We start from the raw sequence: 15,991 nt of genomic DNA on the forward strand, positions 1-15,991 counted from the left end.
CACCGCGGGCCGGTGGCGAAATCGCGGCCGGGTGCCCGGTGGGCGGCACCCGGCGCGAATATTGCCTAGGATGTGTGGGGAACCCGCGTGCGAGTGCGAGACGCACGCGGGTTCCTTTTATACACATCCGGGTAATTCACCGAATTCGAGCCGACCGGCCGGTCGATTCGAATTCACCCCGGAATTATCAGGGGCCGACCGTGATCGGCACCGACGGGGTGGTGGTGTTGGTGACCTTGTAGACACCGGTCACCGACCCCGTTGTCGCGCTGGTCGGGCAGCCGAAGCCACCGGTCACCTTGATGGGGGCCGGGGAATTCGTGGCCTGCACCGTCGACGGGTTGCCGTTGGTCCAGGTGCCCGCGAGCGCGGCGGGCGCGGTGGGCGCGACGACCACCTTGCACGACGCCAGACCGCTGGTCTGGATGACCATGCCACCGGTCGGGACGTTGATCGAGCCCGCGATCGGCGACCCGTTCTGGCCCGTGATCGACCAGCTGCCGCTCGTCGTCACGGTCGCGCTGACGCCCCACATGCTGGTCGAGCAGCCGGTGAAGCTGGGCGCGCTGATCGGCACGGTGACCGGGCCGCTCGGGTTGGTGTTGCCGGGCGCGGCCGGCACGGTGCCGGTCGCGGTCGAGGTCGTACAGGTGATCGTGACGCCACCCGCCACGGCCTTGACCACACCCTGGTTGGTGGCCTGGACCGCGGCGCCGGCCGGGCTGACCGTCGTCGAGGCCTGGGCCGCGGCGGGGCCGATGCCCAGCGACGCGGCCGCGATCGCGCACCCGGCGGTCGCCACTGCGGTGCGTGCGAAGAAGTTGCTGTGGAACATGCGTACTCCTTGGTGAATTCGACATCTCCGGGATGTGAAGATGTCGTGTTCAAGAGTACGAAGGCCGTAATTCTGTAGCGCGCAATTCGGGACTACCATTTCATTCGGGAACCTTCGCGTTTCGGCCTCCGGGAAATCGCCCCGCATTTAAAATGTGGGACCTGTTACCGTCTGTAACAGTTACCCCTTTTCGTAGCTATATGCACCGTGCACACTGGTACCATCGAAAAACTCCTGTGCCGCACCCGCTCGACGGTTGGCCGCCTCGCCCGGACCTGGATCGATAGCGGATTCGCATAGCGGCGAAACCTCCGGCCGGGTGGCGCGAGCCTGTCGGCGCCGGCAGTCGGCGCACGTCGCATGCTTAATGAAACGCTTGAGCTTCACACCATAGCGCGGTCCATGTCCGACGGCATGGCGTGCGACCCCTCACAACCACCCTGGTGCGGATACCATGGCGAACCGTGCCAGACGCCGCAACAGCTGTTCTCACCAAGCCACCTGCCGAACCGGTGGCGTCCCCGAAGGACTTCCGGATCGCGCGATGGATCGCGCTCGTCGCCGGAATCCTCGGCGCCCTCTTCGCGGTGGCGACGCCGTTCCTGCCGGTCACCCAGACGACCGCGCAGCTGAACTGGCCGCAGAACGGCAAGCTCGGCAATATCCAGGCACCGCTGATGTCGCAGGTGCCGATCGACCTGAACGCCACCATCCCGTGCGCGGCGGTCGCGACGCTGCCCGCGCAGGGCGGCATGCTGCTGGCCACCGCGCCGCCGCAGGGCGACCGGGCCGCGCTCGAGGCGCTGTTCGTCCGCGTCTCCGACACCTCCGTCGACGTGGTCGACCGCAACGCGGTGGTCGCCTCGGCGGACCGCGCGGCGATGGACGGCTGCTCGGCGATCGTCATCAGCTCCGATCAGAACCGCACCACGGCCGAGTTCACGGGCCTGACCAAGGAGATCGAGCGGCCGATCCCCGGTCAGCCCGGCGCGGTCGAGACCGTGCAGGTGCCGGTGCAGGGTCAGCTCGCCGGTGATCTGCGGCCGCAGATCGTCGGGGTGTTCTCCGATCTCAAGGGCGAGGTCCCGCCGGGACTGTCGCTGACCTCGACGATCGACTCGCGCTTCTCCTCCAGCCCGTCGGTGATCAAGCTGGTCGCGATCATCGCCGCCGTGCTGTGCACTCTGCTGGCGCTGGGCGCGCTGGCCGCGCTCGACGGCAGCGACGGGCGCGGGCACCGCCGGTTCCTGCCGAAGAACTGGCTCAAGCCGACCTGGGCCGACGGCGCGGTCATCGGCACGCTGCTGGTCTGGCATTTCGTCGGCGCCAACACCTCCGACGACGGCTACATCCTGTCGATGGTGCGAGTGGCCCCCGACGCGGGCTACACGGCCAACTACTTCCGCTGGTACGGCGTCCCCGAGGCGCCGTTCGGCTGGTACTACTACGTCATCCAGGTCTTCGCCGAGATCTCCACGGCGAGCCCGTGGGTGCGTCTGCCCGCGCTGCTGTGCGGAATCCTGTGCTGGATGGTCATCAGCCGCGAGGTGGTGCCCCGCCTCGGCAACGCGGTGAAGCGCTCGCAGGTGGCGCTGTGGACCGGCGGCCTGGTGTTCCTGGCGTTCTGGCTGCCGTTCGACAACGGCCTGCGCTCGGAGCCGATCGTCGCCCTCGGCGCGCTGCTCACCTGGGTCTCCATCGAGCGCGCCATCGCCACCGGCAGGCTGCTGCCCGCCGGGATCGCGGTGCTGATCGCGGCCTTCACCCTGGCCGCGGCCCCGACCGGCCTGATGTGTGTGGCCGCGCTGCTGGCCGGCATCCGGCCGCTGGTGCGGATCATCGTGCGCAGGCACCGGCAGTTCGGCACGCTGCCGCTGCTGGCCCCGATCGCGTCGGCGGGTCTGCTGGTGCTGGTCGTGGTCTACGGCGACCAGACCTTCGCCGGCATCCAGGAGGCCAACCGGGTGCGCCAGGCCACCGGCCCGAACCTGGCCTGGTACGAGGACTACCTGCGCTACTACTACATGTTCGTCGAGACCGTCGACGGCTCGCTGGCCCGGCGCTTCGCCTTCCTGGTGATGCTGCTGTGCCTGTTCACCACGCTGCTGGTGCTGCTGCGCCGCCGTCAGGTGCCCGGTATCGCGTCGGGTCCGACCTGGCGGCTGATGGGGATCGTCTTCGGCACGATCTTCTTCATGATGTTCAACCCGACGAAGTGGACCCACCACTTCGGCGCCTACGCGGGCATCGCGGGTTCGCTGGCCGCGGTCACGGCGGTGGCCGTCTCGCAGAGCGCGCTGCGCTCACGCAAGAACCGGGCGATCTTCCTGGCCGGGTTGCTGTTCGTGCTCGCGCTGTCGTTCTCGGGCATCAACGGCTACTGGTATGTCTCCAGCTACGGCGTGCCGTGGTTCGACAAGACCATCTCGCTGCGCGGGATCAACTCCAACACGGTGATGCTGATCCTGTTCGGCGTGGCCTTGGCGCTGGTCGGCTGGTACGCCCTGCGCGAGGACTACGTGAAACCGCAGCCGTCGGCGAAGACCGTGCGGGGCAGGCGGATCCGCAAGTTCGCCGCCATCCCGCTGACCGTCGTGGTCGGGCTGATGGTGCTGTTCGAGGTGCTGTCGCTGGTCAAGGGCGCCACCCAGCAGTACCCGGCGTACTCGCTGGCCCGCTCCAACATCGACGCGCTGGGCGGCAACGCCTGCGGCCTGGCCAACGATGTGCTCGTCGAGTCCGACCCGAACAGCGGCAGACTCGATCCGATCGTCGATCCGGCCACGCCGCTCACCGACCCGAACGATCCGCTGGCCGGAACCGGCTCGGTCGGCTTCACGCCCAACGGCGTGCCGAGCGATCTGTCCGCGGACGCGGTCGAGGTGAAGCCGGGCACCGGCAACACCAGCAACCAGTCGGTCGGCGCGGCCTTCGCCGAAGGCGAGAGCGCGGGCACCGGCGGCGGTGAGGGCGCGCGGGGCGTCAACGGGTCGACCGTGGCCCTGCCGTTCGGGCTCGACCCGGCGCGGACCCCGATCCTCGGCTCCTACCAGGAGGGCGTGCAGCAGCCCGCGCACCTGGAGTCGTCCTGGTACGGGCTGCCGGCCCGGTCCGACGACTCGCCGCTGGTCGTGATCTCCGCGGCGGGCCGCATCGCCTCCAAGGACGACACCGGCGCCGACAAGTACGGTCAGTCGCTGCTCGTGGAGTACGGCACCCGCAACCCGGACGGCAGCGTCACCACGCTGGGCACCTACCTGCCCCGCGATATCGGCCCGTTCCCGTCCTGGCGCAACCTGCGCGTCCCGCTGGCCGACCTGCCCGCCGAGGCGAACGCGGTCCGCATCATGGCCAACGACCCGATCCTGATCGGTGACCAGTGGCTGGCGTTCACCCCGCCGCGGGTGCCCAAGCTGCAGACCCTGGACACCTTCATCGGCCGCACCCAACCGGTGCTGCTGGACTGGGCCGTCGGCCTGCAGTTCCCGTGCCAGCGGCCGTTCGCGCACAAGAACGGCGTCGCCGAGGTGCCGAACTACCGCATCCTGCCGGATCGCCCGCTGGCGATCTCCTCCACCGATACCTGGCAGGCCGAGGAGTTCGGTGGCCCGCTCGGCTTCTCGCAGATGCTGGCGAGCCGGGTGACCATCCCGACCTACCTGAAGGACGACTGGGCGCGGGACTGGGGCTCGCTGGAGCGTTACGACCAGTACCTCAAGGCCGAGCCCGCGCAGCTGAAGACGGGCACCGAGACCCGCGACGGCCTGTGGACGCCGGGACCGCTGCGCGTGTTCTGATCGACGCCGGACAGTAGGAAGGCGCGGACCCACTCGGTGGGGCCGCGCCTTCTGTCGTTGGCGGGGTAGCAGGAGTCAGACGTTGAGCATGCGACGGTTGAGGTCGCGACGTAATACCTCTTGCGAAGGCAATCTATCCAGCACCCGCATCACAGCCGGTCGTAGTTCCTTTTTCTCGTCATCGCTGAGCAGCTCGACGAGATCTCGCAGATCCATGTCATCGAAGGCTCCTGTCATACCCAACAGGGTACGTGCTCAAACCAGGGGACGGAGGGCATTCGGCAGGCATTTACAGGCGTTTCACGTACACGAAACGCTAACGGCCGCTACGATTTTCGCGCCGTACATGCGTATACGCCCGGTCACTGCCCTTCCGCTGGCACAGTCACACTCGCCCGTCCGCGTGGCCCCTACTGCGCGCGGATCGCCGGCTCCTTCGCCCGTCCCGACTGGTTCACGACCGTCACCGAGATCTCGGCGGGCGGCGCGGGCTGGTAGGGGGTGAAGCGCTCCAGTGCGCCCCAGTCCCGGCCGAGGTCGTGGTCGAGATAGGTGGGGACAGTCTCGGCCTTCAGCAGCAATCCTGTCCACCCGAGCGGGCCGCCGCCGATGTCGTCCTGCCAGGCGTTGGAGGCGTCGGAGCCGACCCGGTCGGGCAGGATCCGCCACTGCGGTGCCTCGGCGACGCCGTCGTGGTGATCGAAGGGCCGCTGGCAGGGGAAGGCCAGGCCGACGTGCCAGTCCAGCAGCACCGGGTCGGTCTCGCCGACCACCGATTGCAGCGTCGCCAGCTTCGGCAGCCGGGGCGGCGTCACGGCCAGCCACTGCTTCTGGGTGATGTCGTTGTCGGCGGCGACCAAGCGCACCGCGTTCACGCCGGCGGGCAGCTGATCCAGCGGCACGCGCAGGTTGCGCCAGGACGGCGCGGGGCCGATGTCCATCGGCGCGACCGAGCCGGTCATCGTGACACTGCCGTCGGCGGCGCGCGTGCCGTATTCCAGGCGCAGGTCCTGGCCGTAGTGCACGACGCCGTCGGTGTCGACGTAGCGGATGCGCCCGGCCGCGGTGACGACGAGCGCCTGGTAGGCCGGGTCGTCGCGGACGGTGTCGAGGTCGAGGCGGTACCACTGCGAGGTCAGCTTGGCCTGCTGCTGCACGCCGTCCTGATAGGAGCCGAGGACGGGCGTGCGCGCGGGGTCGAGGCCGAACGGCAGCGCGACGGTGCTGCCGTTGATGCCCGATTCGGTGCTCGTCCCGCCGCCGGTGCCCGCGCCGGTGGTGTTGGTGGTCTTGTTCGCGGAGTCCTTGTCGACCGAGTTCGCCCCGCCGACCACGGTCTCGTCGGCGTCGGCGGTGAGGTCGGCGGCGACGCCGTTGGGGGTGAAGCCGGTGGATTCGGCGCTCAGGCCGTCGGCGGGGGCGCCGGTGTAGGGGGTGAGCAGCGAATCGGCGGTATTCGTCTCCACCAGGACGTCGTTGGCGAGTCCGCAGGTGTCCCCGGCCAGCGACTCGATGTTCGACTTGGCGATCGAGTAGGCGGGGTACTGGGTGAGCGCGCCCTTGGCCATCGAGGCCACCTCGAACAGCACCAGCAGCGCGGCCGCGATGGTCAGCGGCATGGTGGCCAACCGGTCGAAGCGGTTCGGCGCCGACGGCGTGCGGTAGGGATCGCGCAGATGGAAGTAGAGCGCGACCAGCAGCGCCAGCACGGCGAGTCCGAGGAACAGCGTCGAGATGCCCTTGCCCGCCACCAGCGGCGCCTTGTCCCAGAACGGCACGCCGTAGCTGGAGACGTACCACCAGCCGTTGGACCCGGTGAAGGTCATCGCGAGCAGGAACAGCACCGCCGCGGTGAACAGCGCGCGATTGCGTGGCGCGCGGATGCCGTTGGCGCCCACCGCGACCGCGGCCAGCGCGGCCAGCGACCCGGCCAGCCCGGCGTACACGCCGAAGTGGTGGGTCCACTTGGTCGGCGTCCACATCATCAGCAGCAGCGCGCCGAAGACGATGCCGAGGATGCGCACCGACGGCCCGCGCGAGGTGCCGGGGATGCGGCCCTTGCGCAGCACCTGCAGGACGCACACGAGCAGGCACAGCAGCAGCACCAGCACGCCGAAACGGCGCGCCAGCGAGCCGTCGGGGGAGAGCATGAACAGCGAGTCCCAGCGGGTGCGCTCGTCGAACCAGGCCACGTTGGGGCCGACGAGCGTGCGGACCCGGGTGGCCTCCATGACGGTGGCGAGGGTCTGGTCGGCGAAGACCACGATCAGGACCAGCGTGCCCGCCGCCAGTCCCGGCGCGAGCAGGGCGGCGTAGCGGAAGAACGTGGTCGCCGGCGACAGTCGAGGACGCTCGCTGTTCGTGGTGCTCGCGTCGGCGGGATCGGCGTCCGCCGCGTGCGCGTCGGCGGCGATCCGGCGCGGGCGCACGCCCTGGGCGCGCTTGATGATGATCTGCATGACCGGCCTGGTCCCCGCGATGAGCGCGGCGATGCAGATCAACCCGGTCGGCCCGGCGGCCAGCGAGAACGCGGCGACCAGGATCGCCAGCGCCGCGGGCAGCAGCCGGGCGGTGGCGATGGCGCGTTCGATCAGGCACCAGGTGAGCAGCGCGCCCGCCGCGATCAGCGGCTCGGGGCGCAGTCCGTTGTCGTAGGGCAGCCAGAACGCCAGGAACACCAGCCCGGCCGTCCACAGCGCCACCTTGTCGCGGCGCACCCGGGCGCCCAGGCGCGGCAGTACTTCCCGGCTGATCACCGCCCAGCACACCAGGCCGGCGGCGAGGGCGGGCAGGCGCATCCAGGGGCTGGCGTCGGAGACCTTGGTCATCCAGGCCAGCAACTCGTAGGACCAGCCGAACGGGGCCTCGGGGACGCCGAACCAGCGGTAGTAGTTGGCCATGTAGCCCGACGGGCCCGACGCACGGGCCATGTTCAGGATGTAGCCGTCGTCGGAGGTGTTGGCGCCGATGACATGCCAGCCCAGCAGCGTCACGACCACGACGACGTCGGTCGGCGTGATCCGCCACCAGTGCCGCGGCAGGAACCGGCGCGCGCGCCTGCCGTCGGTGGTGTCGAGCAGATGCAGCGCGATCAGCGCGAGGACGGTGAGGACCGCGGCGGCGATCATCGTCACCAGCTTGAGCGTGGTCGGCGTGGAGGTGAAGCGGGAATCGATGTCGGCGTGCACGCGGGCGCCGCTGAGCGCGGCGGCGTCGAGATCGGTGAAGACGCCGACGATCTGGGGCCGCTTGTCGACGGTGACGGTGTTGCGGAACGGGCTGCCGTCCTGGCGCGTCACCCCGGTGAACTCGACCGTGGTGGCCGCGATGGTGGAGGTGATGGTGATCCGGTCGCAGTTCGCGAGCTCGGTGACCGGCGCCGAGAGCATCGGCACGTCGCGCGCCTGCACCCCGAGCACCCCGTCGCGCACGGCGACGGTGAGGCCACGCGAGGTCTGGCCGGAGGCCGCCGGGATGGTGCCGACCAGCGTCGTGGTCCCGGTCTCGGGCAGGTCGCGCAACATCGTGCACGGCAGCTGCGCGTCGAGCTGCTGCGGCACATACGACACCAGCGGTGCCTCGACACTGGTCGCGCCGGGTTGCGGCCAGTCCAGGCTCGCGCGGTCCTGGCGCACCGGCAGCAGCGGCGTCAGCAGGGCAAGCACGAAACCGAGGAGCCCGCAGACGAGGGCGACCATGCGGTATCGGGTGAACGCTCGTTCAGATCGCAGCACGGGGGTTGATGCTAGCCATCGAACCTGTGCGCGACTCGGCGCCGCGGCACAACGGGGCTCAGCCCGTCCGGCGGTCGCTCCAATCGAGCTGCGTGCGGGCCCAATCGGGGATCTCGGCGGCGGGGCGCGGGAAAGCGTCGAACTCGTGCCGCAGGTCCTCCTCGGAGACCTCCGGCATCCAGTCCGCGACGGTGCCGGTGGCGAAGGTGGCCTTGTAGCGGGTGGGCCCGGCGATGAAGATCTCGGCGCTGAGCCAGGTGCCGACGCTCGGGTCGTAGGACATGCGCTTGTGATCGATCAGGTACTCGAGCACCTCGGCGGGCGGCACCATGTTGGTGACCGATCCGTCGCGCTCCTTGACCTGCACGCCCGCCACGGCCTGCTCGCCGACCTGCAACGACCACAGCAGCGCGAACTTCTGGCCCGGCGCGAGCATCGCGATCGCGGCGTCGACGACCGTCTGTTCGATCTCGCCGAGCGTGGCCAGCTGTTCGCGGGGCGCCGGCTCGGGTTCTTGACGGTGCGGACGTGTCAGCAAGAGATCGATCCGCTCGGGTCTGCTGAGCGTCATAGCTATACCTCTGCATCCGTACCGATCAGCACTACCAAAACTGATTTCGGTCGGCCGAACTTCCAACATTTCGCAGCGTACCCGCCCCGCGACACGAACCGTGCGGTTTGTTGACACTGACCGGACATATTGTGGTCTATCGCGTTCCCGCATACCAGTAGCTACCGGGTGTCGATCAACACAACAGCCGGTTGTGTGCTTCTGACCAGCGCGTTCAGGCCGCGGAAGCGCGCAGCGCGAACCAACCGTCCAGTGGGTCCGCGAATCCGTGATAGACGAGCGGGATGCGTTGATCGATCCCGAAGTACCGATAGACCGCCGCCATCGCCTGGCGCACCGAATGCGCCTGGAAATCATCGATGCGGCGCGGGCCGATGCGGTGCTCGGGCAGCAGATCCAGCCGGACCAGCTCCGCCGGATCGTCCACGTCCAGACCCCACGGTTGCGGTTCCTCGATGAGATGGTCGTGCAGGACGGTGCGCGCGGTCGGCGGATCGTGGCGCGGGCCCGCGAAGGCGACGCGCTCGAGGTGGGCGAGGCCGCGGGTGCTCAGCGGCGTGCGGACGGCTTCGATCAGCTCGATCAGTTCGGTGTCGGGTTTCGGCTCGGGTATTCGTCCCGCGACCGGGGCCTGTTCGAGCAGGTGCAGCATCTGCCCGCCGCGGACCAGGGGCTCGGGCACCACGAAGAAGCTGATGCTCGGGCAGGAGCAGTTCAGGCCGGTGAGGCACACCCTCGTGTGCAACGGATCGGACATACGTCCTCCTCCGGTAGCGGGTCGCCGAGACCCGTGACGTGCAGGATCGAAGATTCCAACGCCATCCGCCGTGGTGCTCGCCCGCCGGCGGCGACCGTGCCGCACCAGTCAGTGTAGTGCTGTCGAGCGGCCTCGACACCGGGTTGCGGCAGAACGGAAACGATCCGTCCGGCCGGTCACGGCGGCGTGGACTCGGTATAGCGGCGGGCCAGGGTGCGCAGGTGCGCGACCAGTTCGGGTGGACCGTCGACGCGGAAATCCATCATCAGCATGCTCAGGTAGATCGCGATCGTCTCCATCGCGTCGGCGCCGGTGTGCAGCAGGCAGGTGCGCGCGTCGATCGGTTCCACCACCCCGACCGCGGGATTGATCCGGGCGATGACGGTCTCGGCGGGCGCGAGGACCGTCACGCGCGCGTGCACCCGCCAGCCGGTGGTCGCGATGTGGCGCATGACGAAGGCGACCAGGTCGTCATCGGGCAGCCTGCGAGGGGCGAACACCCGGCTACCCAGGCTCGCACGGGTGATCCGGGCGGCCGGAATCGCCTCCCAGGCATGGGTTCTCATGCTGTAGGCGACCAGGTACCAGCGGCGTTGCCAGTTGATCAGGCGATACGGCTCCAGTTCGACGCCGTCGTCGACGGTGACCGCGGTGGTGCGGCGCACGGCGTCGGCCAGGGTGGTGAGGATGCCCGCCGCGACCGGGGCGTCGGGCTCGCGGGAGCCGGTGGTGGCCGGGCCGATCTCGGTGGCCTCGTGCAGTGCGGAGACCTTGCGCTGCAAGCGTTTCGGCAGGATCTGCTCGATCTTGCGCAGGGCCCTGGCGAGCTGGTCGCCCAGATCGGAGACGGCGAGCGCGCCGTCGGCGGCCACGGCGATCGACAGGGCGACGGCGACCGCTTCCTCGTCGTCGAGCAGCAGCGGCGGCATGGTGGCGCCGCGGCCCAGCCGGTAGCCGCCGATCGCGCCGCGTTCGGCGTGCACGGGGTAGCCGAGCTCGCGCAGTCGGGCGATGTCGTTGCGGACGGTGCGTTCGGTGATGTCGAGGCGTTCGGCGAGTTCGCGCCCGGTGTAGGCGCGGTCCTGGAGCAGGGCGAGCAGACGCAGGACGCGGGGTGTCGTCGCGGCCATTCCCACCTCGTCGGAAGTCGTGGAGAAATTAGGAAAGAAACGAGCCTAATAGGTTTCTAGGCTGGAGTCATCACCGACAAGGAAGGCTTCATCATGAACAGCACCGCAGCCCTCGAGACCGTCTGGCGCGACGTGGTCGCCACCTCCTACCAGGCCCTCAGCGACGTCGTCGCCGGCGTGGGCGCCGACCAGTGGGACCTGCCGACCCCGTGCTCGGAATGGACCGTCGCCCAGGTCGTCCAGCACGCGGCGGGCGACCAGCTCGCCTACGCCGCCGCCCTCGGCGTCGGTCCCGGCCCGAGCTACAACCCCTTCGACCCGTCCGGCACCATCGACGGTTCCGCCATCGAGCTGGTCCGCGCGGCCGTCGACGAGACCGCCGCCGCCTGGGCCACCGTCGCCGACGACACCGCGACCGTCCCCACCCCGCTCCCGCACGGCGAGCTGCCCACCCCGGTCGCCGCCACCCTGGCCGCCCTCGACGCCGCCGTGCACGCCTGGGACATCGCCGTGGCCACCGGCCGGCCGTCCCCGCTCACCGCCGACCTGGCCACCCACCTGCTGACCGCGGCCCGCACCGTCCACGCGGCTCCCGGCAGCGGCGACGACGCCGAGATCATCGAACCCCTGCGCCAGTGGGGCGCCTACGCCCCCATCGTCGAGACCACTTCCACAGGCCCGATCGACGACCTGCTGCACTACCTCGGCCGCCCCACCGCCTGAGCGACGAGCGGTGTGCGTGCTGCAGAGTGTGTACCGCGTGCCCCGCCCGCAGGTAGCCGCGCTGACCCGTGCGGCGGATCGAGCCAGGGATCAGCGGCGGACGGTGATCAGGGTGAAGGGGCCGATGTCGGTGGTGGTGAAGGCGGGGTCGGTGAAGAGGGTCTTCGGGAAGGCGACCGTGTAGCGCTTGACGTTCGGGTCGTTGGGGTAGACGTCCTCGGCGAGGCGCAGGGTGTAGGTGTCGCCGTCGCGGCGGAAGAGGAAGGCGTCGGGGGCGCGCCAGGGTGCGGTGGCCATGGCGTCGAGGAGGGCGGGGGACGAGTCGAGTTTGCTCCAGGCGGCGATGGTGGCGGCGCGGGCCTTGAAGTCCGACAGCGGGTTCGCGTAGTGCGAGGTGAGGGCCTGGAAGCCGAAGTAGGGGTAGAAGGCGAGGAAGCTGGTGTCGGCGGTGAGGACGACGGATTCGTCACGGGGACGGCCGGTCCGAGCCAACAGGGCTTCGTCCACGGCGTGGTAGTAGGCCACGGCCGAGGGCTTGCGCTTGTCGGCCCGCTCGCCGAAAGTGCCGTCGGCGGTGGGGGTATCGGTGGGCACGGTATCGGTGTAGGCGGTGTCGATCTCGTGGGTGAGCACGGTCGGGATGTGCTGGGCGAAGGCCAGCGTGCCCAGCACGGCGAGCACACCGGCCGCGATCCGCGCCGGCGCCGGCTCGTGCAGCGCCCGGTAGATCACCCCGGCGAGCTCGACGAACCCGAAGACGCCCGCCGCGGCGAGGACCGCGAGCAGCACCGGCTCCAGCCGGAACGAGAGCAGCGTCGTCCCCGCCGCGGTCGCCGCCATCGACAGCAGGGTCCACAGATAGATCGCCAGCACGCCGAGCCCCAGCGCCTGCGCCCGTCGCGACGAACCGGCCCGCAGCACCAGCCACAGCGTCCCGAGCAGGCACAGCGCACCTCGCAGCGAGAACTCCAGCATGGGGAACGCCAGCTCGGCGCCCGACTGCGGCAGATAGTGGAAGGCGTTGCCGGACGGCAGCTTCGCGCCCGACAGCATTTTCAGCAGGTAGGGCGCCCACACCACCAGCGCGAGCACCACGGCGATCGCGCCCATGGCGACCAGCTTGGTCAGCGGCGCGATCGCCGCCCGCCATGGCGCCGGGCCGCCGACCGCGCGCGGACCGCCGACCCTGGGACGCAGGTCTTCGCGCCGCGTGTACACCGCGACACCCGCCGCCACCACGGCCATCAGCACCACGGTGAACGCCGCGATCGCCAGGTACAGCGTGTAGAAACAGGCGGCGACGCCGAGGAACAGCCCCGTGCCGAGCACCGCGCCCCAGCCACCCGAGGATCGGTGCAGCGCACCCCAGGCCAGCACCAGCACGGGCGGAAGGAACACCACCAGTACCGCCCCGTACGCCTCGGGCGAGGCGTACGCCAGCGTCATCGCGGTCACGGCCGCCGCGGCGCCCACCGCGAGATCGGCGCGCACCAACTGGGTCCACAGCACCAGCGCCACCGCCGCGGCGATCGCGAGCAGCCCGATCGCGTACGGTTTGAACACTTCCCAGCCGTCCATACCGAGCACGTTGCCCACCCGGCCACCGATCCAGAACCACCCGGCCGGATAGAAGGGCGGGATGTCCACATAGGTCATATCCCGCAGCGCGGCGCTGTCGGTGAGCCGGGTCAGGTACTCGGTGCGGAACTCCTGATCCACCGAGACACCGAACAGGTAGAGCTTGGTCGCTGCCAGCGGCATCCCGAGCGTCACCGTCACGAAGCTCGAGATACCCACCCAGGAAGCCAGTTTCGCGACCACCGGCCACTTGCGCAGCCGGATCAGCAGCACCGAGACGACGAGCAGCGCGACCGCGACGACCTGCCCGACGGTCGTCAGCGCCCGAGTCACGTTGGAGGAGTTGAACGCAGGCCACTGCACCGCCGAGAAGGCGTACAGGCCGACCGCCGCGACGACGAGCGCCACCAGCGCCGCCGTCGCGCCCTCGGCGAGCCCTGACCCGATCCTGCGCCCCGTCCGCACCTCATCGTTGGTCGTCATCGGCGCGCAATCCTCCGGCTCCACTGGGCTCCACGGTCCGGGCCAGCCTAGTGGAGTCGGCCCGGTCGGTCGGCTCGGCCGACGACGGATCCGAGCCGGGCACGGCGTAGTCGGTGAACGAGAACTGCCGCACCCTCGGAGAGGATGCGGCAGTTCAGGACGAGCGGTGGATCAGATCGGCAGCTTGCGGAAGATCGGGCGCGGCACGTGGCGCAGCGCCGACATCAGGAAGCGGGCCTCGCCGGGCGCCCAGACGATCTCGGTGCCCTTCTCGGAGGCGGCGACGGCGAGCCGGGCCACGTCCTCGGGATCGACCGTGAGCGGGGCTTCCTTGGAGCCGGTGGCCTCCCAGTGCGCCTTCGTCGCCGAGGTGCGCACCTGCATCGGCCGCACCACGGTGACGCGCGGACCGTGCGGGCGCAGCGCCTCGCCGAGGCCGAGGTAGAAGCCGTCCAGGCCGGCCTTGGTCGAGCCGTAGACGAAGTTGGAGCGACGGACGCGCTCACCGGCCACCGAGGACATCACGATGAACCGGCCGTGGCCCTGCGCCTTGAACTTGTCGCCGACCAGCACACCCACCGAGACGCCGGCGGTGTAGTTGATGCCGACGGTCATGACCGCCTTGCGCTGGTTCTGCCACAGCTCCTCGGCGTCGCCGAGCACCCCGAACGCCACGATGGCGACGTCGACGTCACCCGCGGCGAACGCCTGGTCGACGACCTTCGGGTGCGACTCGGTGTCGAGCGCGTCGAAGTCGATGACGTCGACCTGGGTCGCGCCCGCCGCCTTCAGCGTGGCGACCGCGCCCTCGAGCAGCGGATCGCCGGGCAGGTTGGCCAGCACGACCCGGGCCGGGCCCTTGCGCAGGTACTCGGCGCAGATCGCGAGACCGATCTCGGAGGTGCCGCCGAACAGCAGGATGGTCTGCGGGTTGCCAACTGCGTTGATCACTGGAGCTCCAGCCTCCTGGCCATATCGGACATGAACACGCCGGTCGGGTCGACGCTGCGGCGGACCTTGATCCACTCGTCGATCCGCGGGTACATCTTGTGGAACGACTCGGCGCTGGTCCGCGAGTCCTTGGCGGTGTAGAGCCGGCCGCCGAACTCGAGCACCCGCCGGTCCAGATCGCTGACGAACTCGTTGAGCCCGCGCGAGATCGGGAAGTCGACGCAGATGTTCCAGCCCTCCATGGGGAAGCTCAACGGCGCCTGGTTGCCCGGGCCGAACAGCTTGAACACATTGAGGAAGGAGTAGAAGCCGGAGCCCTGGATGTCGATGATGATCCGCTTGAACTCCTCGACCGACTCCGGCGGCACCACGAACTGGTACTGCAGGAAGCCGTTGGAGCCGTAGCCACGGTTCCACTCACCCAGCATGTCGAGCGGGTGGTAGAACTGCGTCAGATTCTGGACCTTGCCGCGGTAGGTGCCCGACTTGCGGTACCAGACCTCGCCGATCGGGCCGAAGGTGTACTTGTTGGCCAGCCCGTTCGGGAACACGTCGGGCAGGGTGAAGAAGGTCTTGCCGTTGAACCGCAGCGGGTCCTTCTGCAGCTTCGCGGGCAGCTGGTCGAGCTTGGCCAGGTTGCCGCGCGAGATGGCGGCGCGGCCCAGCTTCGGCAGCGGGCTGATCGCGTCGAACCAGGCCGAGCTGTACTCGTAGTTGCCCTCGGAGCCGTCGCTGTGGAAGGCGATGGTCTCGTCGAGGGTGGCGGTGACGTCGCCGTCGGCGATGAAGTACGCCGTCTCGGTCGGCGTCATCTCGATGGTCGCGCGCAGGATGATGCCGGTCAGGCCGCAGCCGCCGATGGTCGCCCAGAACAGCTCGGGGTCGGACTCGGCGGTGATCGTGCGGACCACGCCGTCGGCGGTCAGCAGGTCCATCGAGCGGACGTGGTTGCCGAAGCTGCCCGCGCTGTGATGGTTCTTGCCGTGGATATCGGAGCCGATCGCGCCGCCGATGGTGACCTGCCTGGTCCCGGGTAGGACGGGCACCCAGAGGCCGAACGGCAGCGCCGCCTTCATCAGCTGATCCAGATCGACACCGCCGTCGACGTCGACCAGGCGGGTCGCGGCGTCGATGCGGTGGATCTTGTTCAGCGCGGGCATGTCGATCACGAGGCCGCCCGCGTTCTGCGAGTTGTCCCCGTAGGAGCGGCCGAGGCCACGCGCGATCACGCCGCGTCGCAGGTGCGCCGGCTTGGAGTCGTTGTCCTCGGCGACCATGCTCACGGCCTTGACGATCAACTCGGGATCGCTGGTCGAGAGCACTTCGGCGGAGGTGGGTGCGGTGCGACCCCATCCGGTGAGCTTGCGCGTACGCGTATTCAGCGCAAACGCCTCGCCGGTGGCGGTCGGAATGTTCTCGGACATCGGCTAAG

11 protein-coding genes are annotated in these 15,991 nt (G+C 69.6%); 2 read left to right on the forward strand and 9 right to left on the reverse strand.

Annotated elements, in window-relative coordinates:
- Positions 1–187 precede the first annotated feature (187 nt).
- Positions 188–835: a hypothetical protein gene (locus Q7X29_RS02310; protein ID WP_218721235.1), complete on the reverse strand. Its 648-nt coding sequence runs from the start codon at positions 833–835 to the stop codon at positions 188–190.
- 464 nt (positions 836–1,299) lie between these two features.
- Between Q7X29_RS02310 and Q7X29_RS02315 the strand changes: the two genes are divergently transcribed.
- Positions 1,300–4,632, forward strand: coding sequence for an arabinosyltransferase domain-containing protein (locus Q7X29_RS02315; protein WP_316573152.1), 3,333 nt, complete (start codon positions 1,300–1,302; stop codon positions 4,630–4,632).
- 75 nt (positions 4,633–4,707) lie between these two features.
- On the opposite strand, the gene Q7X29_RS02320 is transcribed toward Q7X29_RS02315, so the two are convergent.
- From Q7X29_RS02320 to Q7X29_RS02340, 5 genes are all read right to left on the reverse strand, one after another.
- Positions 4,708–4,869: a hypothetical protein gene (locus Q7X29_RS02320; protein WP_218721237.1), complete on the reverse strand. Its 162-nt coding sequence runs from the start codon at positions 4,867–4,869 to the stop codon at positions 4,708–4,710.
- A gap of 173 nt (positions 4,870–5,042) precedes the next feature.
- Positions 5,043–8,330: an arabinosyltransferase domain-containing protein gene (locus Q7X29_RS02325; protein ID WP_316573244.1), complete on the reverse strand. Its 3,288-nt coding sequence runs from the start codon at positions 8,328–8,330 to the stop codon at positions 5,043–5,045.
- A gap of 94 nt (positions 8,331–8,424) precedes the next feature.
- A complete protein-coding gene (locus Q7X29_RS02330; protein ID WP_218721238.1) occupies positions 8,425–8,937 on the reverse strand; it encodes a hypothetical protein in 513 nt (170 codons plus the stop codon).
- A 214-nt stretch (positions 8,938–9,151) separates the two neighbouring features.
- A complete protein-coding gene (locus Q7X29_RS02335) occupies positions 9,152–9,694 on the reverse strand; it encodes a hypothetical protein (RefSeq protein WP_316573153.1) in 543 nt (180 codons plus the stop codon).
- Positions 9,695–9,870: 176 nt separating this feature from the next.
- Positions 9,871–10,824, reverse strand: a complete 954-nt coding sequence (locus Q7X29_RS02340) for a helix-turn-helix transcriptional regulator (RefSeq protein WP_316573154.1) — start codon at positions 10,822–10,824, stop codon at positions 9,871–9,873.
- 93 nt (positions 10,825–10,917) lie between these two features.
- Between Q7X29_RS02340 and Q7X29_RS02345 the strand changes: the two genes are divergently transcribed.
- Positions 10,918–11,547, forward strand: coding sequence for a TIGR03086 family metal-binding protein (locus Q7X29_RS02345; RefSeq protein WP_218721241.1), 630 nt, complete (start codon positions 10,918–10,920; stop codon positions 11,545–11,547).
- Positions 11,548–11,637: 90 nt separating this feature from the next.
- On the opposite strand, the gene Q7X29_RS02350 is transcribed toward Q7X29_RS02345, so the two are convergent.
- From Q7X29_RS02350 to Q7X29_RS02360, 3 genes are all read right to left on the reverse strand, one after another.
- Complete coding sequence (locus Q7X29_RS02350) at positions 11,638–13,608, reverse strand: arabinofuranosyltransferase (protein WP_316573155.1); 1,971 nt, start codon at positions 13,606–13,608, stop codon at positions 11,638–11,640.
- A 171-nt stretch (positions 13,609–13,779) separates the two neighbouring features.
- Positions 13,780–14,559, reverse strand: coding sequence for a decaprenylphospho-beta-D-erythro-pentofuranosid-2-ulose 2-reductase (locus Q7X29_RS02355; RefSeq protein WP_218721243.1), 780 nt, complete (start codon positions 14,557–14,559; stop codon positions 13,780–13,782).
- Positions 14,556–15,983, reverse strand: a complete 1,428-nt coding sequence (locus Q7X29_RS02360; protein ID WP_218721244.1) for an FAD-binding oxidoreductase — start codon at positions 15,981–15,983, stop codon at positions 14,556–14,558. Before Q7X29_RS02360 ends, Q7X29_RS02355 begins: the two co-directional genes overlap by 4 nt.
- Positions 15,984–15,991: the final 8 nt, after the last annotated feature.

Origin of the sequence: Nocardia canadensis, from assembly GCF_032656385.1 — a bacterium.
In the GTDB taxonomy this organism is placed as follows: Bacteria; Actinomycetota; Actinomycetes; order Mycobacteriales; family Mycobacteriaceae; genus Nocardia; species Nocardia canadensis.